Origin of the sequence: Periweissella cryptocerci, assembly GCF_004358325.1 — a bacterium.
Taxonomy (GTDB): Bacteria; Bacillota; Bacilli; order Lactobacillales; family Lactobacillaceae; genus Periweissella; species Periweissella cryptocerci.
Genome location: NZ_CP037940.1, coordinates 2,614,480 through 2,631,991, shown reverse-complemented (window position 1 = coordinate 2,631,991; position 17,512 = coordinate 2,614,480). Strand labels below are relative to the sequence as shown.

Below are 17,512 nucleotides of genomic sequence, written 5' to 3'. Positions count from 1 at the left end.
TCAACTATCCGCACTTATTCAACATTAACGTTTGTTTTTAGATTTTCTTTATGCATTAAAAAGCTATCGTAGTGATAACTGGCACCATTATCAAAATTCGTAGCAAATCTATACATACCATAAAATGAAATTGTAGCGATTACCATATACGTAACCAACCTATTTTTGATAGTTACATTCTTTGTAAGTAAATCCAATAATATTGCGTATGTGAAAAGAAAATAAAATCCATCTCTGACCATAATTGGCGATCCGGCAAATAATGAATATATGGGTAGCAAAATTAGAAACAGCCGTATAATCAACGCGTTCGATTTATCGCCTAAATCAATAGTTTCATATTTCAGTAACAAAAATAAATTTAGTACCCAGAACTCTAGTAAATGTAGAATATTTGTCGCATTACCACCATATAAATTACCCGCAGCAGCTTCAGATATTTTTGTACCACCGGTACCACCAATAAGGTTTGCAAATGAAGAAAAAATGCTCATAACATCAATATGCATCAATGAGGCAACGAAGCTAAATGTAAAAATAATAGAGTAGCTAATTACTTTTTTCTTAGAAAGTTTAATGTTCCCAATCCAATATAACGGAATTAAAATTATCGCTGAAAAATGCACGCTTGCAGCCAATATTACCAGAATCATATAGCGTATTATTTTTCTATCCCTTAACGCGGGGAGAGCAATGATAAATAGTGCAACTGCAATTGATTGCCTCATATAAACAAATGACATATCTAAAAAGTATTTATAAAAAACTATAACAATTAATACATTAATATTAGCAAAAAATTTTTTTAAGCCAAAAAACATTGAAAGCCAAAAAAATAGTGCAACGAACATCGTGAGCCCATAAAATCCCATTCCTAGACTCTTTATTAGCGAGTTTAACAAAGTCCATCCAATATCATTTCCAATTAATCCATTTAACTTAATATAATCAATTAAGTTAAACTGAGCTAAGCTGGGGGCCTGTTTAAACATATAAACATAATTCTGATAATCATATCCACCCAGATGATACCGAGTACCCGATACAATTACTAATCCCAGAATTATGACAAAACCGAGCATCTCAGTAATTTTTCTATTTCCAATCATTCCAGAAAAAAGCATTGCAAGTGCAGCCACGATAAACAGGGGTGCGTATACTATCATGTTATTAACTCCTATCGTTCCGACTTATATTTTGTCCAATGCCACGCTATAAGCACACCTGGGACATAAGTTATTGCTCGCATAATGCGATGTTTTGTCTTAACAATTTCATTTCGTTTCAAAAAATGAGCGTAAGTATTGAATGCAATCCCACTTTTAATGCGTAATTTAAATGGCAACTTTAAATTCATCATTACATCATAATAATCCATCATTGCATGTGGCGATTTTATTCGCATCTTTCGACCGTCATTAGTTAATCCATCTTCTTGATAACCACCTACCGCAAGTACCTCATCAAAGTCCACCGTCCGATAACTCAAAAATACTTGTGTCCAAAGCCAACCTTCTGGGAAAAATTTTTCACCCACATATTCTGGAAAAATAAATTTTTTAAAAATATCAGCTCGAATGGTCTCGACAAAATCTCCAGTAACCCCATTTCGAAATCTGTAATCTAATTCTGAGCCATCAAACTTTTTTTGGGGAAATCTTCCTAAGTAATTATTATTTTCATCTTGTTGCTCAAACGTAATTGTTCCGTAGGAATTTACGCTTTCAAGCCTTTCCCATTCATCAGAAATTCGTTCAATCGCATTGGGTAAAAGAATATCATCGCTATCCATGATAATCACCACATCCCCAGTGATATGTCCATGTGAAAAATTCAGAGCTGTATGTTTCCCACCATTTTTCTTTACGTAATAAATTATTTCAAATGAATCACCTTTTTTTTGAAAGGATCGCACAATTTCTCCCGTATTATCAGAACTACCATCATCGATAATCAGCCACTCAAAATTTTTATTAGTCTGTTTTTGCAGACTACCATATAATTTATCAAGTAACTTCGCCCGATTATACGTAGTGGTCAATATTGTAATCTTCATCATATTCCCTCGTACACTTTTTTAATCGTGGATATAAAACCTTCGATGTTATTAATTCGGGTACTACTAGCTAAGGCAGCATTAGATTTTGCTTTATAATAGTCATTATCAGAAAATAATTTTATGATTTCTTCCACAATTTCTTCATCATCATCGGAAAGTAACCCATTAACTTCATTAATAAAACCTGCAAGTCCACCCACTCGCGTTGCAACAACAGGTTTTCCAAGTATTAAAGCCTCTAATGCGCTCAAACCAAATCCTTCCCAGCTGGACGTAAGAATACTAATTTTTGCTGCCTTTACATACGGGTACGGATTTGAAACATACCCCACCATTGATATATTATCTGTTAATCCCAATTTTTCAATAGTGTTCACAATTTTCTCCCGCATATCACCATCACCAACCATAATGACTTTAATATTCGGAACAACATTTGCTAACTCACCTACCAACTTAACAAATCTAATTGGATTTTTTTGTTCAACTAGTCTAGCTACCATAATCAAGTCTGAACTAGGTGCAACAAGCTCAACGGATTTTTTTTCAATCATTTTTTGATTTACAATGTTATTCAAAATAATCGCTTTTTTTCCCAATGAATGTTCAAATACATATTCATTAATAACTGCTTTTGAGACAACCAGAATATTATCAAACTTTGGCATAGCCAATCTATATATTAATGGTAATGAGCCTACCTTTGCCATTCTCGGATCATTATTATGTAAATGAGAAATAATTTTCCCATTATTTTCTTTTATCAGCTTCGCATTTTTCGCCGCAAATATGCTTGCTCTGAAGTCATGTGCATGAACAATGTCAGGTTTGTGTTTTACGATTATTTGTTTCATCGAATCTATCGAAAGGCTTTCGATAGATATATGATTAATTCCTAATTCATTAAGAATTGCATTAATATCGCCATCAGGGGAAACATAGTAGTGATCATACCCATCCACCAGTAAAGCGATATTAGTTACAACATTTTCTGCACCTGAATAATTACCAGTATTTAAAAAATGAAATACTTTTTTCATTTTAATTTCTCCAATTATATTTGGTTATATATAGCTTTCATCTGCCCATCAATCTCAGCCATTTCAAACTGCCGAGCATGTTGCTGCGCACTAATTCCTAATGCATCACGATTTTCAACATTAGCCAACTGCTTCATTGCTTTCGCCACTGAACCCACGTCATCATAGTTAAAGGAAAAACCAGTACGTCCATCTTCTGAATAGTCCCTAATCCCACGAACGTCCGCATATAGTAATGGCACTCCTGCAGCCATGGCTTCCATGCCTGCAACCATTAAGCCTTCAAATTTAGAAGGGAAAATAGCAGCATTCGATGCTTGATACAATTCAGGTAAGTCACTGCGATACCCAAGCAACTTAACGTTATCTCCTAAGTGATTTTGTGCGATCAACTCATTAAGTTCATCTTTCAACGGACCAATTCCCGCAATTACGTAATATAAATTGGGATTGTTCAATTTAGCCAGTGCTTCAATCACGATTCGATGGTTCTTACGTGCACTCAGTTCACCCACTGAAATCAGTAATTTTGCATCTTGTGGTACACCTAACTCACTGCGCGTTTTAATGATAACATCTTCACCAACTGGTGTCGCAAATTTATTGTAGTTAATTCCTACACCTGGCACTTCAATCACCTCACCTGCATGAAATTTTTTCTTAGCAAGTTTCGTATCTTCATGATTGATTGTAATTAATAAATCAGTCCATCGTGAAAGGAATTTCTCGATATTGTAATAAACTAACCAACTAACTGTCGATGACCCTTTATAAAACTGGAATCCATGCGCCATATAAATCAGTGGTGTTTTTGTTACATGTGTAGCTAGGCGTGTCAACATACTCGCCAGTGATGCTTGCGTATGTACAAAACTATATCCTTGTTTAATAATTTTGTGAATTTGCTTATATGCCTTCATGTTACTTTTGAGCGAACCTGCTCCACGACCAAAATCAACTTGATACCAAGTCACACCCATCTCTTGCAACTGCTCCTGCAAGTGTTCTGCCATTCGTTTTGTAATTGTTCCGGGTTCCACAAAATTAGCCGCCACATGGACTTCATTCCCTAATTCCTGCAGAATTTCAATGTTCCGCATATTAAACTGTTTAATCATTGAAGCAGTTGAACTGACAATTAATACTTTCTTCGTTTCACCCATCTTTTTCCCCACACTCCTATGTATCATTAAATACTCTTTATGTAATACAAGGCAATGACTACATCATTCGCCATTGCCTCAATTTAATTATCTATGTTATTTGCTCTCAAACACCGGCTTAACGCTTTTAATAGCCACTACATCAGCTTTTCGTTCCACTTTTTCGGCTTTAACTTCAGCCCTTTCAAGCTTGTGTTCCTTCCGCCGTTCCGCATTGGTTACCTTAGAAATCTTGTCTTCCACGATTCCCTTTGAACCAAGTACGTAGAACATTGTCCGAACGACGATTTTAGCATCCTTCATGAAAGTCACATCTGATGCGTATATACTATCAAAATTTGCCTTTGCTTCATCGTCTAGTGTGTCGCGACCGTTAACTTGGGCCAATCCCGTCAAACCAGGGCGTACACGATCAGCACCACCTGCATGACGCATCAATAAAACTTCTCGTTCACTGCGAATTAATGGACGTGGGCCAATCATGCTCATTTCACCAGTAAGGACGTTGAAAAGCTGTGGTAATTCGTCGATTGACACCTTTCGGATAAATGTACCAATTTTAGTATGGTAATCATGTGCATCCAAATCATTTGAAGCAACTTCCGGCGTATCAATTCGCATTGAACGAAACTTCTTTAATGTAAACTGAACCGAGTGAATTCCGACACGCTCTTGTTTGAAAATTGCCGGTCCCTTTGATTCGAATTTAATTGCTAATGCTGTAATCAACATGATTGGTGAAGCACAAATCAAGATGATAAGCGCCATAATAATATCTAAATATCGTTTAATATAATTTTTATACATTTTCTGAATCCTCCATTTATATTCCCCAGTGATTCCAATAGTAATGTCTCTTAATAATTCATCCAGCAAGTTGATTTAGTTAACCAACCATCACTTTGTACATATAGGTACAACAATCTCGCCAACAACTTAAATGGTTAAAATAATTAACTCATTTAAGCCTTTCACTTGACTTTCTATAACAAGATTTATTATACATAGCCCACCGCACACATACCATAGCGAAAGTGTTACAAAAAGCCGAAGAAATCATGACCTCATTATGGATAAAGTTCACGTTTTGTTCACATTTCCGGATAATCGCGCGTCTTAATAGCACGATTTCTGAACAATCCCCTGAACCCCACGTGTACTCGCGCATGTGAAAAAGCACGCAATGAATTAACACATTCACAATATAATGCATAATCACTCAGCTAATGAACACATAATTAAAACCTTGTTCATTTACTGATGATCATCCATTCACATTCTTCGTCTTTTGGCACCCTTCCGCTGCAAGGTTTGCTTGCAACCGACTTTATTATTCTATGGTTTTGTGAATTAACATGCAAGGTTTTATCCGTGTATAAATTAAAATAGTGAACTTCTATTAGACAAGTCTAATCTGAAGTGTGTTCATTGGCCGCTACTAACTATTTTCGTATTTTGTCCCAAGCGCCCCCTAATTATGTTACACATTGTTTGTTGGAAAATAACGCAATAAAAAAAGAAGTGGCTCTATCCCTTTATGGATAAAATCACTCCTCAATATAATGCTTAAATAATATTTCTCTGCTTATTTCGTTTTCTGCGTTGCATTTCGTTTGGCGTTAATTCACGTTTTACTTCAACGTCGCAGATACCGTTATCTTACCAGCAATGATTTCAGCCTTGGCCTTGTCAGTCGCCTTGACGATTGCGGGTGAAAGTTCCGTCTTCACGATGTCAACTCCGTTTTCCTTCAAGCCCAGGATAGTGTCCTTGCCAGCTGGGAAGTAGCCGTCATTAGCCGCCGTCGCAATGGTGTTTGCGGCGTTACCGACTTGGGTGAGAACTGATGTTAAGGTGAAGTTTGACTTCACGCCCTTTGAATCCGTGTAGTCACCATCGGCGTGTTGATCAATATCGACCCCGATGAAGTACTTTTTGTCGGCTGCAGGCACTTTTTGGTTTTGTGAGCGTAATTCGGCAGCGACCCCTGAACCGACTTGGCCAGCAGCTGAGTAGATGACGTCCGCGTGGTCAGCCGTCATTGCCGCAGCAATTGCGGATCCCTTTGATGCGTCCGTAAAAGTGTTGGCATAGGCGATTTTGATGCTAATCTTGGGGTTCACTGACTTGGCACCCGCCATGTAGCCGGCTTGGAACATGTCAATCAATTCTGAGTGCATCCCCCCAACAAAACCAATCGTGTTAGTTTTCGTGGTCTTGGCCGCCGCCACCCCAGCTAAGTATGAAGCTTCATTTGACCGGAAGTTAACGGACGCGATGTTTTTGCCCTTCACCACTGAATCAATGATGACGAACTTCGTCTTTGGGTATTGCGCCGCGGCTTGCTTGATTGAATCCGCTAATTGGAAGCCCGCCCCGAAGACAATCTTGTAGTTTGACTTCGCTGCCAACAAGAAATTGGCTAGGAATTGGCTTTGATCATCTGAATTGAAGTAATCGTAGCCCGGCTTGCCGTTAACCATCCCCTTCTTCAAGCCATTCGCCTTTCCAAACCGCGTTATCCCTTCCCAAGTCGATTGGTTAAATGACCGGTCATCCACGCCACCCCCATTTGTCACCATGGCAACAGACTGCGCTGTCGATTGCCCTTCGGCAGCTTTGCTAGGCTTGTGCATGTTAACCCCAATCAACGCAATCACAACTGCCACCCCAACACCGATAAGTGAGTACTTCATAGACTTCTTCATAATTTCTAATTCTCCTAATTAGCTATTTCTTATTTTCAACATAAATTAATATAGCATACCTAGAATTAAATTACTATCAAAAAGTAAGTTTCTCGACACAACATGTTGTGTTTGGGTTGTTTTGAGGTGACACATTATCTACATGTAGTGGGTAGGGTATTGCTTGTAAATGCCGTGAAATCTGGGTGGAGTAGCCCGCTGGCTGGGGCGCTGGCAAAATAATCGGGGCACGAAAACAGACCGCAAATATTCTTGCGGCCTTTTTTGTATTTATTTTCAGGGGACCAAAATGGCAGTCACCCGCAAGCTTTGTCAATTTGGACTGAGCCATAACGTAGCCAGTGTGAAAAAACTAATCCAATACAATCTTCGCCAACGCTTCGGTAGCGACCTTCGACACATTAATCCCGCGTTCTTTAGCTAAGTCGCTCAAATACTTTGGGACGGTAATTGTCTTCTTAATGGTTTTGGAGTTAGCCTGCAACCATTTGGGCATATCAACCGACACATAGACAATGCGCTCATTGGCTGCCAGCTGCCAACCACTTGGATCAGCGGACGCCGGATATTCCGGCATTTCATCAATCATCGTTGCAATTGCATCTTCACTCCAATACGCCGCATCCGCCAATGTATCACCTTGCGTAACCATTCCAGGAATATTAGGTGACGATGCGACAAAATAGTCACCATCGTCATGAAATTCGCCAATTACAACGGGATAAATCAATCTTTTTTCCATCATCTTCACCGATATACCTGCGCAGGGCTTATCTGAGGCCCGCACTGGCATACCACTAACTCCTTTCTTAACTATACGTACAAAATCTTCATCGCATATTCTACATTAGCTCGCCCAAACTCAATGACCGGAACTTCCATCTTCATCAAACACCCGGACACTATCCAATTTAAATTTCGGGAAAAAATAATTAACGCCTGAATCTTTTGTGTACACATTCAATTCAATCTTTTGTTTTCCAAGCTGTGCAAAATACACATAAAGCCCTTCTGAATTGCCCCCTTGCATATCAGAAATTTTTTCGATATGCTCGCCATGTTTATAGTCTTCAATAATCGTTTGCCTACCATGATCACCATCTAAAAACATGAAATTATCATCTTCTTTGATAGCTCGCTTCAGTTGCTTATCCAGGTTACGTTCCATCGGTGCACCATATTGGTGAAATACAAAGGGAGTTGTGATAACTAATAAACCTAAAATAGTTATCGCCACTATTAAAATTATGCGAATGAGCTTTTTCATTTGAGTTAATACCAATCCTTACCAAGTTGTCGGTTGTCATCAGCACTCGCCATAACTGTAAATTCAGCAATCACCCAGTGTTTACCTTTATACAGCCTAAATCGTTTCCGTTCATCCATAATATATTCTCCCTAATTCCCAAAATAAGCTAACGATTAAATCGGGCCCCTTAATCTTTAAAATAGATAATACTGCATCGAGAAATAATTCACAATACCAATTAACGTCTAATAAGACAGCTGTCCACCCTAATCCTAAATGTGAAGATACTACGATTGACACGGCAAGCTTCCTCATAATTTTATTCATACTTTTTTGCTAGAATTTATGTATTGAATGTAGTGTGATAAATGAAAATGAGGTGAAAAATATGGAAATGAAGTTTAACAAGCGTGGAAAAACATACTTGGCAGCGGGACTCCTATCTGCCGCACTAATGGGTGCCGGTTTTTCAACTGAAGACGTTCAAGTTGACGCAGCAACCACTCGACAAGCGATGATTTATCGCGTCAACAAAATTTTCCACTTAAGCAATAAAATTAAAGGGAACGCAACGGCAGGCTCGACAGTTGTTGCGTACCAAGTGGTTGGCAAGCATGTCACCAAAATTGGGCAAACCAAGGCTAATGCTAGTGGGACATTCACGATTATTGATCGTGGAACTGATCAAATCACTAAGGGTGGCACAATTAAGTTGATCGCCATGAAGAAAGGCTTCAAACCGGGTCAAAAGACTAAGATGGTGCGCACTAGTAAAGTTGCTTTAAGCGTTACAAGTAAAACCGTAACCGAAGGCGGCCAAAGAATTGCCCATGGTACGGCAACTCCTAAGCAAGCCGTACATGTTCGCTACATTGATAAAAATGGTCATAAGCGCCATTACAAAATTAACGCTACTCGTTATGGCCACTGGCACCATGCCTTACCTGCTACTAAAGCGGGTAATAACGTTGAAGTCCAAGTTGTGCACTACACAAATTTGGCTAAGAAGAATGCCCAAATTAAGATTGTGCCAAAAGCTGCAACACCAGCGAAAGCCGATTTAACCGCATTACAGGCAACGCAAGCGCAGGTGGCGGCCTTAGAAGCCGCCTTGGCTCAACTCAAAGCCGACTATCAGGCGCCCAACAAGGGAATCACGCCGCAAGAATTTGCCGAGTTGCAGCTAACAGTTCAAAGCTTACAGGCAGCATTAACGGCATTACAAAATACTTCTGGAACTGAAAATACTAACGGCAACAATAGTGAAAACGGAAATACTAATAATGAAAACACCAATGCTGATGGCGCAATTGATCTGGCGGCCATCAACGACCGTTTCGTCACTATTGAGGAAGCTTTAAGCAAGCTTTTAAGTTCAACGGACTTGACCCAAATCTATGATAATCTCGAAGAAATTAACGCTGCATTACGCGCATTACCAAATTCAATGGACTTGACAGAACTCACTGACCGCCTCGCAAAACTCGAGGAACAAGTGCGCGAACTATATGGGTATGACGGTAGTACTAGCAGCTCTGGAAAATAAGTGAAAAACTATAATCGAAGGCTTGATTATAGACACACGCTGCATAGATTACGCATAGCATCATTTGAATCATTCCCCACTAAGAACTACATCCATAGGCACGCGCCTCGATGTAGTTCTTATTACATATTTTTGCTAAAATTCACCTTAAGCAAGCCTCAGGAGAAATGCACCCGAGACTTTTTTCATTTCATCCTTTCGAAGTCGTATATAACTTTATATAACTTTTATTTGTTTATATAACTTTATATAACTTTTCGTAGTTTTACACATACACAACAAAAAAGCCCACCATCGCTGGTGAACTCTCCGTTAATTTATCAATTTAATAATACTTTACTGCCACACCACCTGAACCCGTCTGAACACCTCAAGTCCAAGCACTCCTGTTTACCCAAACAACATATTCAAGAACAGTGACATCCCTAAGCCGACGACCGCGATAATCGTTTCCAGCAATGTCCATGTCTGGAAAGTTTGCTTAATGTTTAAGTCAAAGTATTCCTTGAACATCCAGAACCCGGCATCGTTCACGTGACTGAAGGCCAATGAACCCGCCCCAATTGAAAGCACCATGAAGGTTGGATCGATACCAGCACCTTGCATCAGTGGCATCACCAAACCAGCGGCGGTTAAAGCCGCCACCGTCGCTGAACCAAGTGCAATCCGCAGAATCACCGTAATCACCCAAGCAAGGATAATTGGTGAAACGTCCACGCCTTGGAAAACTTCGGCCACGGCCTTACCAACGCCACCGTCGATTAAGACTTGCTTGAAGGCGGCCCCACCCCCGATAACCAGTAATAAACCAGCAATCGAACGGGTTGAAGTATCAATTGAATTAGCGATTTCCTTGAATGAACGCTTGCGTAAGTAACCCATCGTAAACAGCGCAACGACTAATGAAATCAAAATCGCCATCACAGGGTTACCAATCATTTCGATGACGGCGTCAATCCCTTGTGGACTCTTGGGCACTCGGCCATCGAAGCGGAAAATCTGCCACCCTGTCGTAATCGCCATCAGAATAACTGGGAATAATGACGTCAACGTCGCAATCCCAAATGATGGTGTATCTTCAAGCTTGAAGGTTTTTTGTTCACCAAACGCCGTCAATTCTTTCTTGATTGTGAACGCATCAGGAATGACTTTCATAATGACCTTAGTAAATAATGGTCCCGCAATGATTGCAGCGACCACCGCTGTGATTAACCCGAAGATCAAAACTTTCCCGGGGTTCGCCCCTAACGCCACCGCAATTGCAGTTGGCGCTGGGTGTGGTGGTAAGAATCCGTGCGTAACTGACAAGGCAGTCGCCATTGGAATCCCCAAGTACAGCAAAGGTACACTCGCCTCCATCGCAATTGCGAAGACGATTGGGATCAATAAGACCATCCCCACTTCAAAGAACAACGCAATCCCGATGATAAATGACGCCACCATGACGGCGAGTTGCAGGCGTTTGCGCCCGAATTTTTGAATCAGCGTTTCTGCAATCCGAAACGCCCCACCAGCATCGGCAACCAACCGGCCTAACATTGCGCCCATCCCAAAGACAATCGCGAGCTCACCAAGTGTGCCACCAATCCCAGTTTCAATCGAATGCGCAATGTCAGCTGGGTTCATCCCCAGCCCTAAAGCCACCAAGGTAGCGGTAATAATTAACGAAACAAAAGTATTTAACTTGAACTTAACAATTAGCAGCAGTAAAAAAACAATCCCCACCGTTAGTATAATGAATGGCATATCCGTTCCCTCTATTTTCCCAAAGTTATATCAAAGACATCCCCGTAATCGTCCTCGACAAGTAACTAACAACATCGCTAGCAAGCGCATGTAAGCGTTTACCATAAATAAGATTACTGGATTACTTACTAACTGTCAACACTTCCTATGGTTTGTCTTTGCAACCAACGAAAGACGATTTCCACGCAAAAAAGTGAGGATATGCCCTACCCTCACTGAAGTCCGCAATCTGCTTATTGTCGCGTTCTTCTGCTTCACGATACAACTCCATATCAAAAAGCCCGGCGCAGACAACATTTGTCCTCACCAGGCTTTTTGTGTTATACATTTTAACAGATTAACGGTCGCGTTTCGGCCCTTTACGCCACGTTGCTGGCAAAAACTTCTCGACCAAGACGCTCACCGCCCAGAAAACGACCACGAACACCGCTATTTGAGCAATATTGTTATCCCACACATTGGCATGGAAGATATTCCGCGTAAAATTCCCAACAACAAAGCCGACAACCAACGACAAAGTCCGCGCGTCTTTACGCTTAATGCTATATACAACCGCGCCAATTAGCACAGCCAGTATCGCAATTAAAACCACTAAATAAATCATTTATTATTACCGCCTCCGGTTACACTTTTGTGCCAAGCTTGATTAGTGAGTCAGAAAGAAATCACCTCTCACGTGAAAAAAATCCATGCGTTTTTCAGCGGTTCATTTTTACAATCGGTGAAAATGCCGTTTAAACCACTCAGCTATAATTACAGTTACTTCTTCTGAATCTTTTGAATTAGTTACCTGCAATACGAATTCCTTAATTTCAGGTACGGTCAAGCTGGTGTCTTGAAAATATCCGTTGTCTTCAAGAAAAATTTTTGCACTTTCGTAAGATGTGCGTTTGTTGCCATCCTGAAAGACATGCTTCTTGGTTATTTTTTGCAAAATAATGGCTGCTTTTGAATAAATAGTTGGATACATCTCGTTTCCAAAATATTCAATCTTAGCAATTTCAACTACGACTTCCAAACTTTCTTGTGATTGGACCCCAAATGTTGTACCACCAACTTCACTGACAACGAACTCATTGATATCAATGTAATCTTGTTCAGTCAAATATCTCATACATTTTTCAACGCTTCCATCAGGTCATGGTCTCCGTGAATTCGTGCCTTTAAGTCAGCACGCCGTTTCTCGCGCACAACGTATGGCTTGATGTTTAAACTACCATCCGCAAGTTCCGTAAATTCAATTTCTGAGTGTGCATCTAGACCGTTAGCATCTAACCATTGCTTCGGAATCGCAATCGTGGTTGCGTTACCGGTTCTTTGCAGTTTACGAGTTACAGTTTCCATTGTAATTACCAACTTTCCTATTTAGTAATTACATTATACCATAATACGCTTATACTCCTTAAACAAATTGGTTCTCTCAAAAACAAACTAGCTTGATTTTTATCACATATTTTGTCGGTGATTTCAGTAAATTTGTTTTGGAGATGCGTGATTCCACAAAAAAGGCTACCGCTTTCGCAATGGCCTTTCCATAATTAACAGTTCCATTTATTCAAGCATGGGATTGTCGTTTCTGCACTTTTCAATCATCAAATCACAGTGGTTCTATTGTCCGTATTTTTTCCATGCTACCGCACCTATTTTTTACTAGTTTGACCATTATTCCTAACTAACGAAGTGCCGGCAAATTGCTTGGCGGGCGTAGCCTTTACACCGCAACTGGGGAAATATGCGTGAAACACATATTTCCGCTGAGGATAAGATGAGGACTCTTAGGAATTTATTCCTTAGAGTCCCCCAGCTTATCCGAACCTCACAAGACCGCATTTTGGCTTGTGAGGTTGCTTCCAGCGTGGTGCGCCAAGCAATTTGCTGGCACGAAGTGGCCAAGTCTATGCAATCCCACATCAGACGGAATAAAGCATAACTAACTCACAATCTTCAAACCAACCACGGCAATAATGATCAGCGTCACGAACAAAATCCGCGTGTAACTTCTTGATTCACCATACCAAATGATACCGACAATCGCACCACCGGCCGCACCAATCCCAGTCCAAACGGCATAGGCCGTCCCCATCTCAATCCCACGCATCGCGAGGTATAAGAATGACAAGCTGCCACCAAACGTCACCATCAAGCCCAAGACCGTCCAGACGTTGGCTCGAATTTTAAATTGATTCAGGGCGACGACCCCAAAAATTTCAAATAAACCGGCGATAATTAAAAATATCCATGACATATTAGTTTACCTCCGCATTAATTTTTTGCTTGGCTGCCGTTTTTTCTGGTTCAACTTCAGCACCCAACATTAAACCAACCACACCGATTAACAATAAAATAATCAATGCGATTTGAATCAAACTGATTGGCGTTTTGAACACGACGGAATCAACAATCACTGCGGCCAATGTCCCTAAACCAACGAACACCGCATACGAAGTTCCGACTGGCAATTCTTGCCCTGCGCGGAAAAAGAAATAATAACTCGTTCCCAACGCCACAATTGTCAATGCCCATTGCCACCAGTTACCCGCGTGGTTGAAACCACTGACCCAGACAACTTCAAACAACACTCCAATAATAATTTTTACCCATGGATTCAATTTCATATTTAGCTCCTTCATCGGGTTCCCTGCACTCAGGCAAATCACCCGTTTCTCTCATCAAAATTAAAAACAGATGTCCGAGTCGCCTCCAATAAAACGTTCATGGAGTCTAACCCTCACATCTGTTGTTACCCATCTTGCGATAAGTATATTTTCTATATTCAATGTCTACAATTGTACCAAAGTTCCAACGCTCCGTGCAAAACTATTTTTGCTGATACCGTGCCAATAATTCGGGCGATAACTCACTGCGGGCTAACCAGCTTTGCTGAAAGGTTTCCGGACTTCGTAAGTACAGCTTACCAAATTCATCAATCAGCGCATGCCACTCGCGCGCATTATTAATGTCGAATTCCGCGAAATCCGTTTGCGTTTCAATGTACTTTTTCAGTTTACCATAGTTAAGTTTCGAATCGCTGATGCCTAGATACGTGAACAACCGGCGCGAGTAAGAGTCAGCGATAAATTGTGGTCGTCCAAAAATATAGACCAGCCACACATCAGCCGTTTCGTTGCCAATTCCCGGAATTGCATTGACCAATTTGCGTAACGTCGGCGTTTCTATCGTCGCAAAATTAGCCACATCAAAATCATATTCCGCAAAAAAATCGAGCGCATTCCGCAAATATTTAGCTTTGGAGCGATACAAACCAGCAGCTTTAATCAGATTTTCCAGCTCTTCCTGGCTTAACGCCTGCAGCGCCTCGGGATCAAAAGCCGTCACTTCACCGACATGTTGGATTACCGGATCAACGGTCACAGAACTCGCATTTTGAATCAGAATGCTCCCAACAATCGTTTCCATCCATCGCTCTTGGGGCCACCAATGCTGATCACCCATGTTGGTCTGCATCTTATCAAATAATTCGCGCATTGAATAAAATGTCGCCATATCAACCCCACTTTTCGCTTAAATTCAATACTTGTATATACCAAAAATCAACAATTCGTAAAATAAGTATTGCACCCCATTCTACCCTATTTAATCCGCAACTTCACTATCCAGTTTGCAGCAATTCAGCTATTTACATTCAGCCTTATCCGGGGAACACCTAATTGCAATACACAAAATGCGTTTTCTTCCTATAAACAAAACCGACCCAACACAATCCCTCGTGTCAGGTCGGTTTTCATTTACTAGAAATAATCCGCCAATATCGGCTTCTCAATTTGCACCAGCCGGTCAAATTCTGCGACATCCAAATCCTCCGCGACCGTAATTCGGCCAGCAAACACTAACTCGGCAAATGTCCGATACCCCATCAGCCACTGTGTCAGCGCTTGAATATCAGTGCTGAAATCAACTTCGGCTTCGGCAGGTGGTGTCGCTAGTTTTTGCGTTTGCCAGTTTTCGGCAACTGCAAACGCACCGTCATTCCAAGTGGCATTGTCATCATGCACGGCCATCACAAAACTACGCGATACATAATTACGCACCGGATACTGGTTCAAAAATTCTACCAAATTCACAATCCGCGCCTGCATATCTGGTACGAGTTCCGCCTTGGCACGATTAGGCTCAGGCATTTGCTGCAAGACCCGAATCTTTGTCGCATCGCTTTGTGGCGAGACGTACGTGAACGTATCGAATGCCCCCGCGTGACTTTGAATGAACCGCGTCGTCGCATTTTGCGCGGCCATCGTAGTGTTCACCCATTCTTTGATATTAAAATTCATTCCATCAAAGTTATAAATCACGTAACCCTGTGGTTGCCCCGCATCATCAAAATAAATCGCAAAGTTCAGCCCAGCTAACTTCTTGCCATACCAATATTGCCACCACCAAGATGCCCGTTTAAGCGCACCGCGGTGCATTTCCGGATTGTCACGATAGACTGCGGCCATCAGTGGTTGCGCCTCATCAAATGACAACCGTTTGATGTCACCTGCCGTTTTGGCACCATGGGGGAAATCGGACGCCGCCCAAGTCAGCTGCATATGATTAAAAATTTGTTCATAGCCAAACCGACGATAGAACCCATATGAAAATGGTGCCAGATACGAAATGACCACCCCATCTGCATATTCATCATCCAAAATTCGCGCCATCAGTTCACGAATACCACCATTCCCGCGTGTCTCCGGATAACTCGCCACATACCCAATCCCAGTTGCCTTGTATGTCGTACCCCAGAAATCGACATCAAATGGCGTCACAATCACATCACTTGAAATTTTGCCGTCACTTTTAAAACTATAATTAAGTGAGTGTTCAGCAAAAAAATTAAACGCCGTCTCCCCACCGGTTGGTACTTTATGAAACGCATATTTGATTAATGCAAAAAGCTCTGCATAGTCAGTTTTAGTTAATTTTTCAATCATCAGCTGCTCCCTCATAAACTTGTACAATTCTTTACAAACTATTAATAATCCCCGCATAGTTCAAAACCAGCACAACGCCCGTCGTCAAACTACCCAGGAACGCCAAGATAACGATCCCGTACCCCAACGTAAAATTGCTATACCATTCCCACGCGTATTTTTTCAATCGCACGCCTTGATAACTCACCAACACAATCACCCCAAGAATCGCTAAAACGACCCCTTGAATGACAAATTGTAACGAGTCATCCCCATTCACATAAGCAGTATAGTTAAAGAAACTCGCCACGCCAATTATTATCGCCGCAATTATTCCCATCAGGTCCTCCTTCTTTCAGCAGCCCAAGTTCGCATGCTAATCAATCATCAATTTTTGCAAACCGCTGAGCAGTTCCTTGGCTTCATCGGGAGTCAACGTAATACCTTTCCCCATCTTGCCATGTTCAGGATCCCACGAACGAATATCCAATTTAGGATCACGGTCATTCCACGAAATCAAATTCAATTCCGTCGTCCATCCTTTGGCATTCGTCGATAAGGTCGCAATGTGTTCTGTAATTTCAAATTTTAATTCCGCCATAATTCGTATCCCCTTTTCACGTTCAAAATAACGTTTGCTAAATTACATCATCAAAATCAAGCTACCTTAATTATAACAGACTCCAAAAATGCTTGATATTTTTTACCAAATTGGACATTTTCAGACATATCCAATCAATGTGCTTGTGGTTACAGTTGCGGATTATGCAACAAAAAACGCTAATACTTATTAAAAAGCATTAGCGTGTTCTCTTGTCTGATAAAGCCAGCACTTCTGCAAAATACGTTAGGTTCGCACAATTAGAGAACCTCATTCAATACATTATCTATCACCCACAGAAAAATTTGTTGCGTCAATATCTAACAACTCAATTATCTTTTCTGAATTTTTTATGACAAAACGTACATCTACATCAGTAACTTCGCCGTCCTTATAATCAGCCTTAATTCGCTTACGCATAAGTTTCAAACCCAAAGTGCCAACTTGTTCTATTTCAGGTGTTTGCCATTACCTATACTTACTAGAT

The 17,512-nt window shown here is 40.9% G+C and carries 19 protein-coding genes; 1 reads left to right on the top strand and 18 read right to left on the bottom strand.

Annotated elements, in window-relative coordinates; translation table 11 throughout:
* Positions 1-14: 14 nt before the first annotated feature.
* The 8 genes from EQG49_RS11745 to EQG49_RS11710 form a co-directional block, all read right to left on the bottom strand.
* The gene (locus EQG49_RS11745; protein ID WP_133364154.1) at positions 15-1,166 is read right to left on the bottom strand and encodes an EpsG family protein; all 1,152 of its coding nucleotides are present in this window, start codon (positions 1,164-1,166) and stop codon (positions 15-17) included.
* An 11-nt stretch (positions 1,167-1,177) separates the two neighbouring features.
* Complete coding sequence (locus EQG49_RS11740; protein ID WP_133364153.1) at positions 1,178-2,059, bottom strand: glycosyltransferase family 2 protein; 882 nt, start codon at positions 2,057-2,059, stop codon at positions 1,178-1,180.
* Complete coding sequence (locus tag EQG49_RS11735; protein ID WP_133364152.1) at positions 2,056-3,099, bottom strand: glycosyltransferase; 1,044 nt, start codon at positions 3,097-3,099, stop codon at positions 2,056-2,058. The genes EQG49_RS11740 and EQG49_RS11735 overlap by 4 nt, the downstream gene beginning before the upstream one ends.
* 14 nt (positions 3,100-3,113) lie before the next feature.
* Positions 3,114-4,262 carry a glycosyltransferase gene (locus EQG49_RS11730; protein WP_165964889.1) on the bottom strand — a complete coding sequence of 383 codons (1,149 nt, stop codon included), beginning with the start codon at positions 4,260-4,262 and terminating at the stop codon, positions 3,114-3,116.
* A gap of 96 nt (positions 4,263-4,358) precedes the next feature.
* Positions 4,359-5,069 (bottom strand): sugar transferase, encoded by a 711-nt coding sequence (locus tag EQG49_RS11725; protein ID WP_133364150.1) that lies wholly within the window; start codon positions 5,067-5,069, stop codon positions 4,359-4,361.
* A gap of 824 nt (positions 5,070-5,893) precedes the next feature.
* Positions 5,894-6,970: a BMP family lipoprotein gene (locus EQG49_RS11720; protein WP_243115714.1), complete on the bottom strand. Its 1,077-nt coding sequence runs from the start codon at positions 6,968-6,970 to the stop codon at positions 5,894-5,896.
* Between the two features lie 352 nt (positions 6,971-7,322).
* The gene (locus tag EQG49_RS11715; RefSeq protein ID WP_243115713.1) at positions 7,323-7,715 is read right to left on the bottom strand and encodes a type II toxin-antitoxin system HicB family antitoxin; all 393 of its coding nucleotides are present in this window, start codon (positions 7,713-7,715) and stop codon (positions 7,323-7,325) included.
* A 117-nt stretch (positions 7,716-7,832) separates the two neighbouring features.
* Entirely contained in the window at positions 7,833-8,237 is a 405-nt protein-coding gene (locus tag EQG49_RS11710) for a hypothetical protein (RefSeq protein WP_133364149.1), read from the bottom strand.
* Between the two features lie 370 nt (positions 8,238-8,607).
* Between EQG49_RS11710 and EQG49_RS11705 the strand changes: the two genes are divergently transcribed.
* Positions 8,608-9,765: a hypothetical protein gene (locus EQG49_RS11705; protein WP_133364148.1), complete on the top strand. Its 1,158-nt coding sequence runs from the start codon at positions 8,608-8,610 to the stop codon at positions 9,763-9,765.
* A 390-nt stretch (positions 9,766-10,155) separates the two neighbouring features.
* Here the strand turns inward: EQG49_RS11705 and EQG49_RS11700 are convergent, their stop codons facing one another.
* From EQG49_RS11700 to EQG49_RS11655, 10 genes are all read right to left on the bottom strand, one after another.
* Positions 10,156-11,511 (bottom strand): gluconate:H+ symporter, encoded by a 1,356-nt coding sequence (locus EQG49_RS11700; protein WP_133364147.1) that lies wholly within the window; start codon positions 11,509-11,511, stop codon positions 10,156-10,158.
* Between the two features lie 337 nt (positions 11,512-11,848).
* Positions 11,849-12,115, bottom strand: coding sequence for a hypothetical protein (locus EQG49_RS11695; protein WP_133364146.1), 267 nt, complete (start codon positions 12,113-12,115; stop codon positions 11,849-11,851).
* Positions 12,116-12,223: 108 nt separating this feature from the next.
* Positions 12,224-12,625 (bottom strand): type II toxin-antitoxin system death-on-curing family toxin, encoded by a 402-nt coding sequence (locus EQG49_RS11690; protein WP_133364145.1) that lies wholly within the window; start codon positions 12,623-12,625, stop codon positions 12,224-12,226.
* Positions 12,622-12,855, bottom strand: a complete 234-nt coding sequence (locus EQG49_RS11685) for an AbrB/MazE/SpoVT family DNA-binding domain-containing protein (protein WP_133364144.1) — start codon at positions 12,853-12,855, stop codon at positions 12,622-12,624. The genes EQG49_RS11690 and EQG49_RS11685 overlap by 4 nt, the downstream gene beginning before the upstream one ends.
* 586 nt (positions 12,856-13,441) lie before the next feature.
* On the bottom strand, positions 13,442-13,756 hold the full coding sequence (locus EQG49_RS11680; protein ID WP_133364143.1) for a DMT family transporter: 315 nt from the start codon (positions 13,754-13,756) through the stop codon (positions 13,442-13,444).
* A 1-nt stretch (position 13,757) separates the two neighbouring features.
* Positions 13,758-14,126, bottom strand: coding sequence for a DMT family transporter (locus EQG49_RS11675; RefSeq protein WP_133364142.1), 369 nt, complete (start codon positions 14,124-14,126; stop codon positions 13,758-13,760).
* A gap of 202 nt (positions 14,127-14,328) precedes the next feature.
* Positions 14,329-15,015, bottom strand: a complete 687-nt coding sequence (locus tag EQG49_RS11670) for an endonuclease III domain-containing protein (protein WP_243115712.1) — start codon at positions 15,013-15,015, stop codon at positions 14,329-14,331.
* A 245-nt stretch (positions 15,016-15,260) separates the two neighbouring features.
* On the bottom strand, positions 15,261-16,445 hold the full coding sequence (locus EQG49_RS11665; RefSeq protein ID WP_165964888.1) for a GNAT family N-acetyltransferase: 1,185 nt from the start codon (positions 16,443-16,445) through the stop codon (positions 15,261-15,263).
* A 31-nt stretch (positions 16,446-16,476) separates the two neighbouring features.
* Positions 16,477-16,764, bottom strand: a complete 288-nt coding sequence (locus EQG49_RS11660) for a hypothetical protein (protein WP_133364140.1) — start codon at positions 16,762-16,764, stop codon at positions 16,477-16,479.
* A gap of 36 nt (positions 16,765-16,800) precedes the next feature.
* Positions 16,801-17,025, bottom strand: a complete 225-nt coding sequence (locus EQG49_RS11655) for a YdbC family protein (protein WP_133364139.1) — start codon at positions 17,023-17,025, stop codon at positions 16,801-16,803.
* Positions 17,026-17,512: the final 487 nt, after the last annotated feature.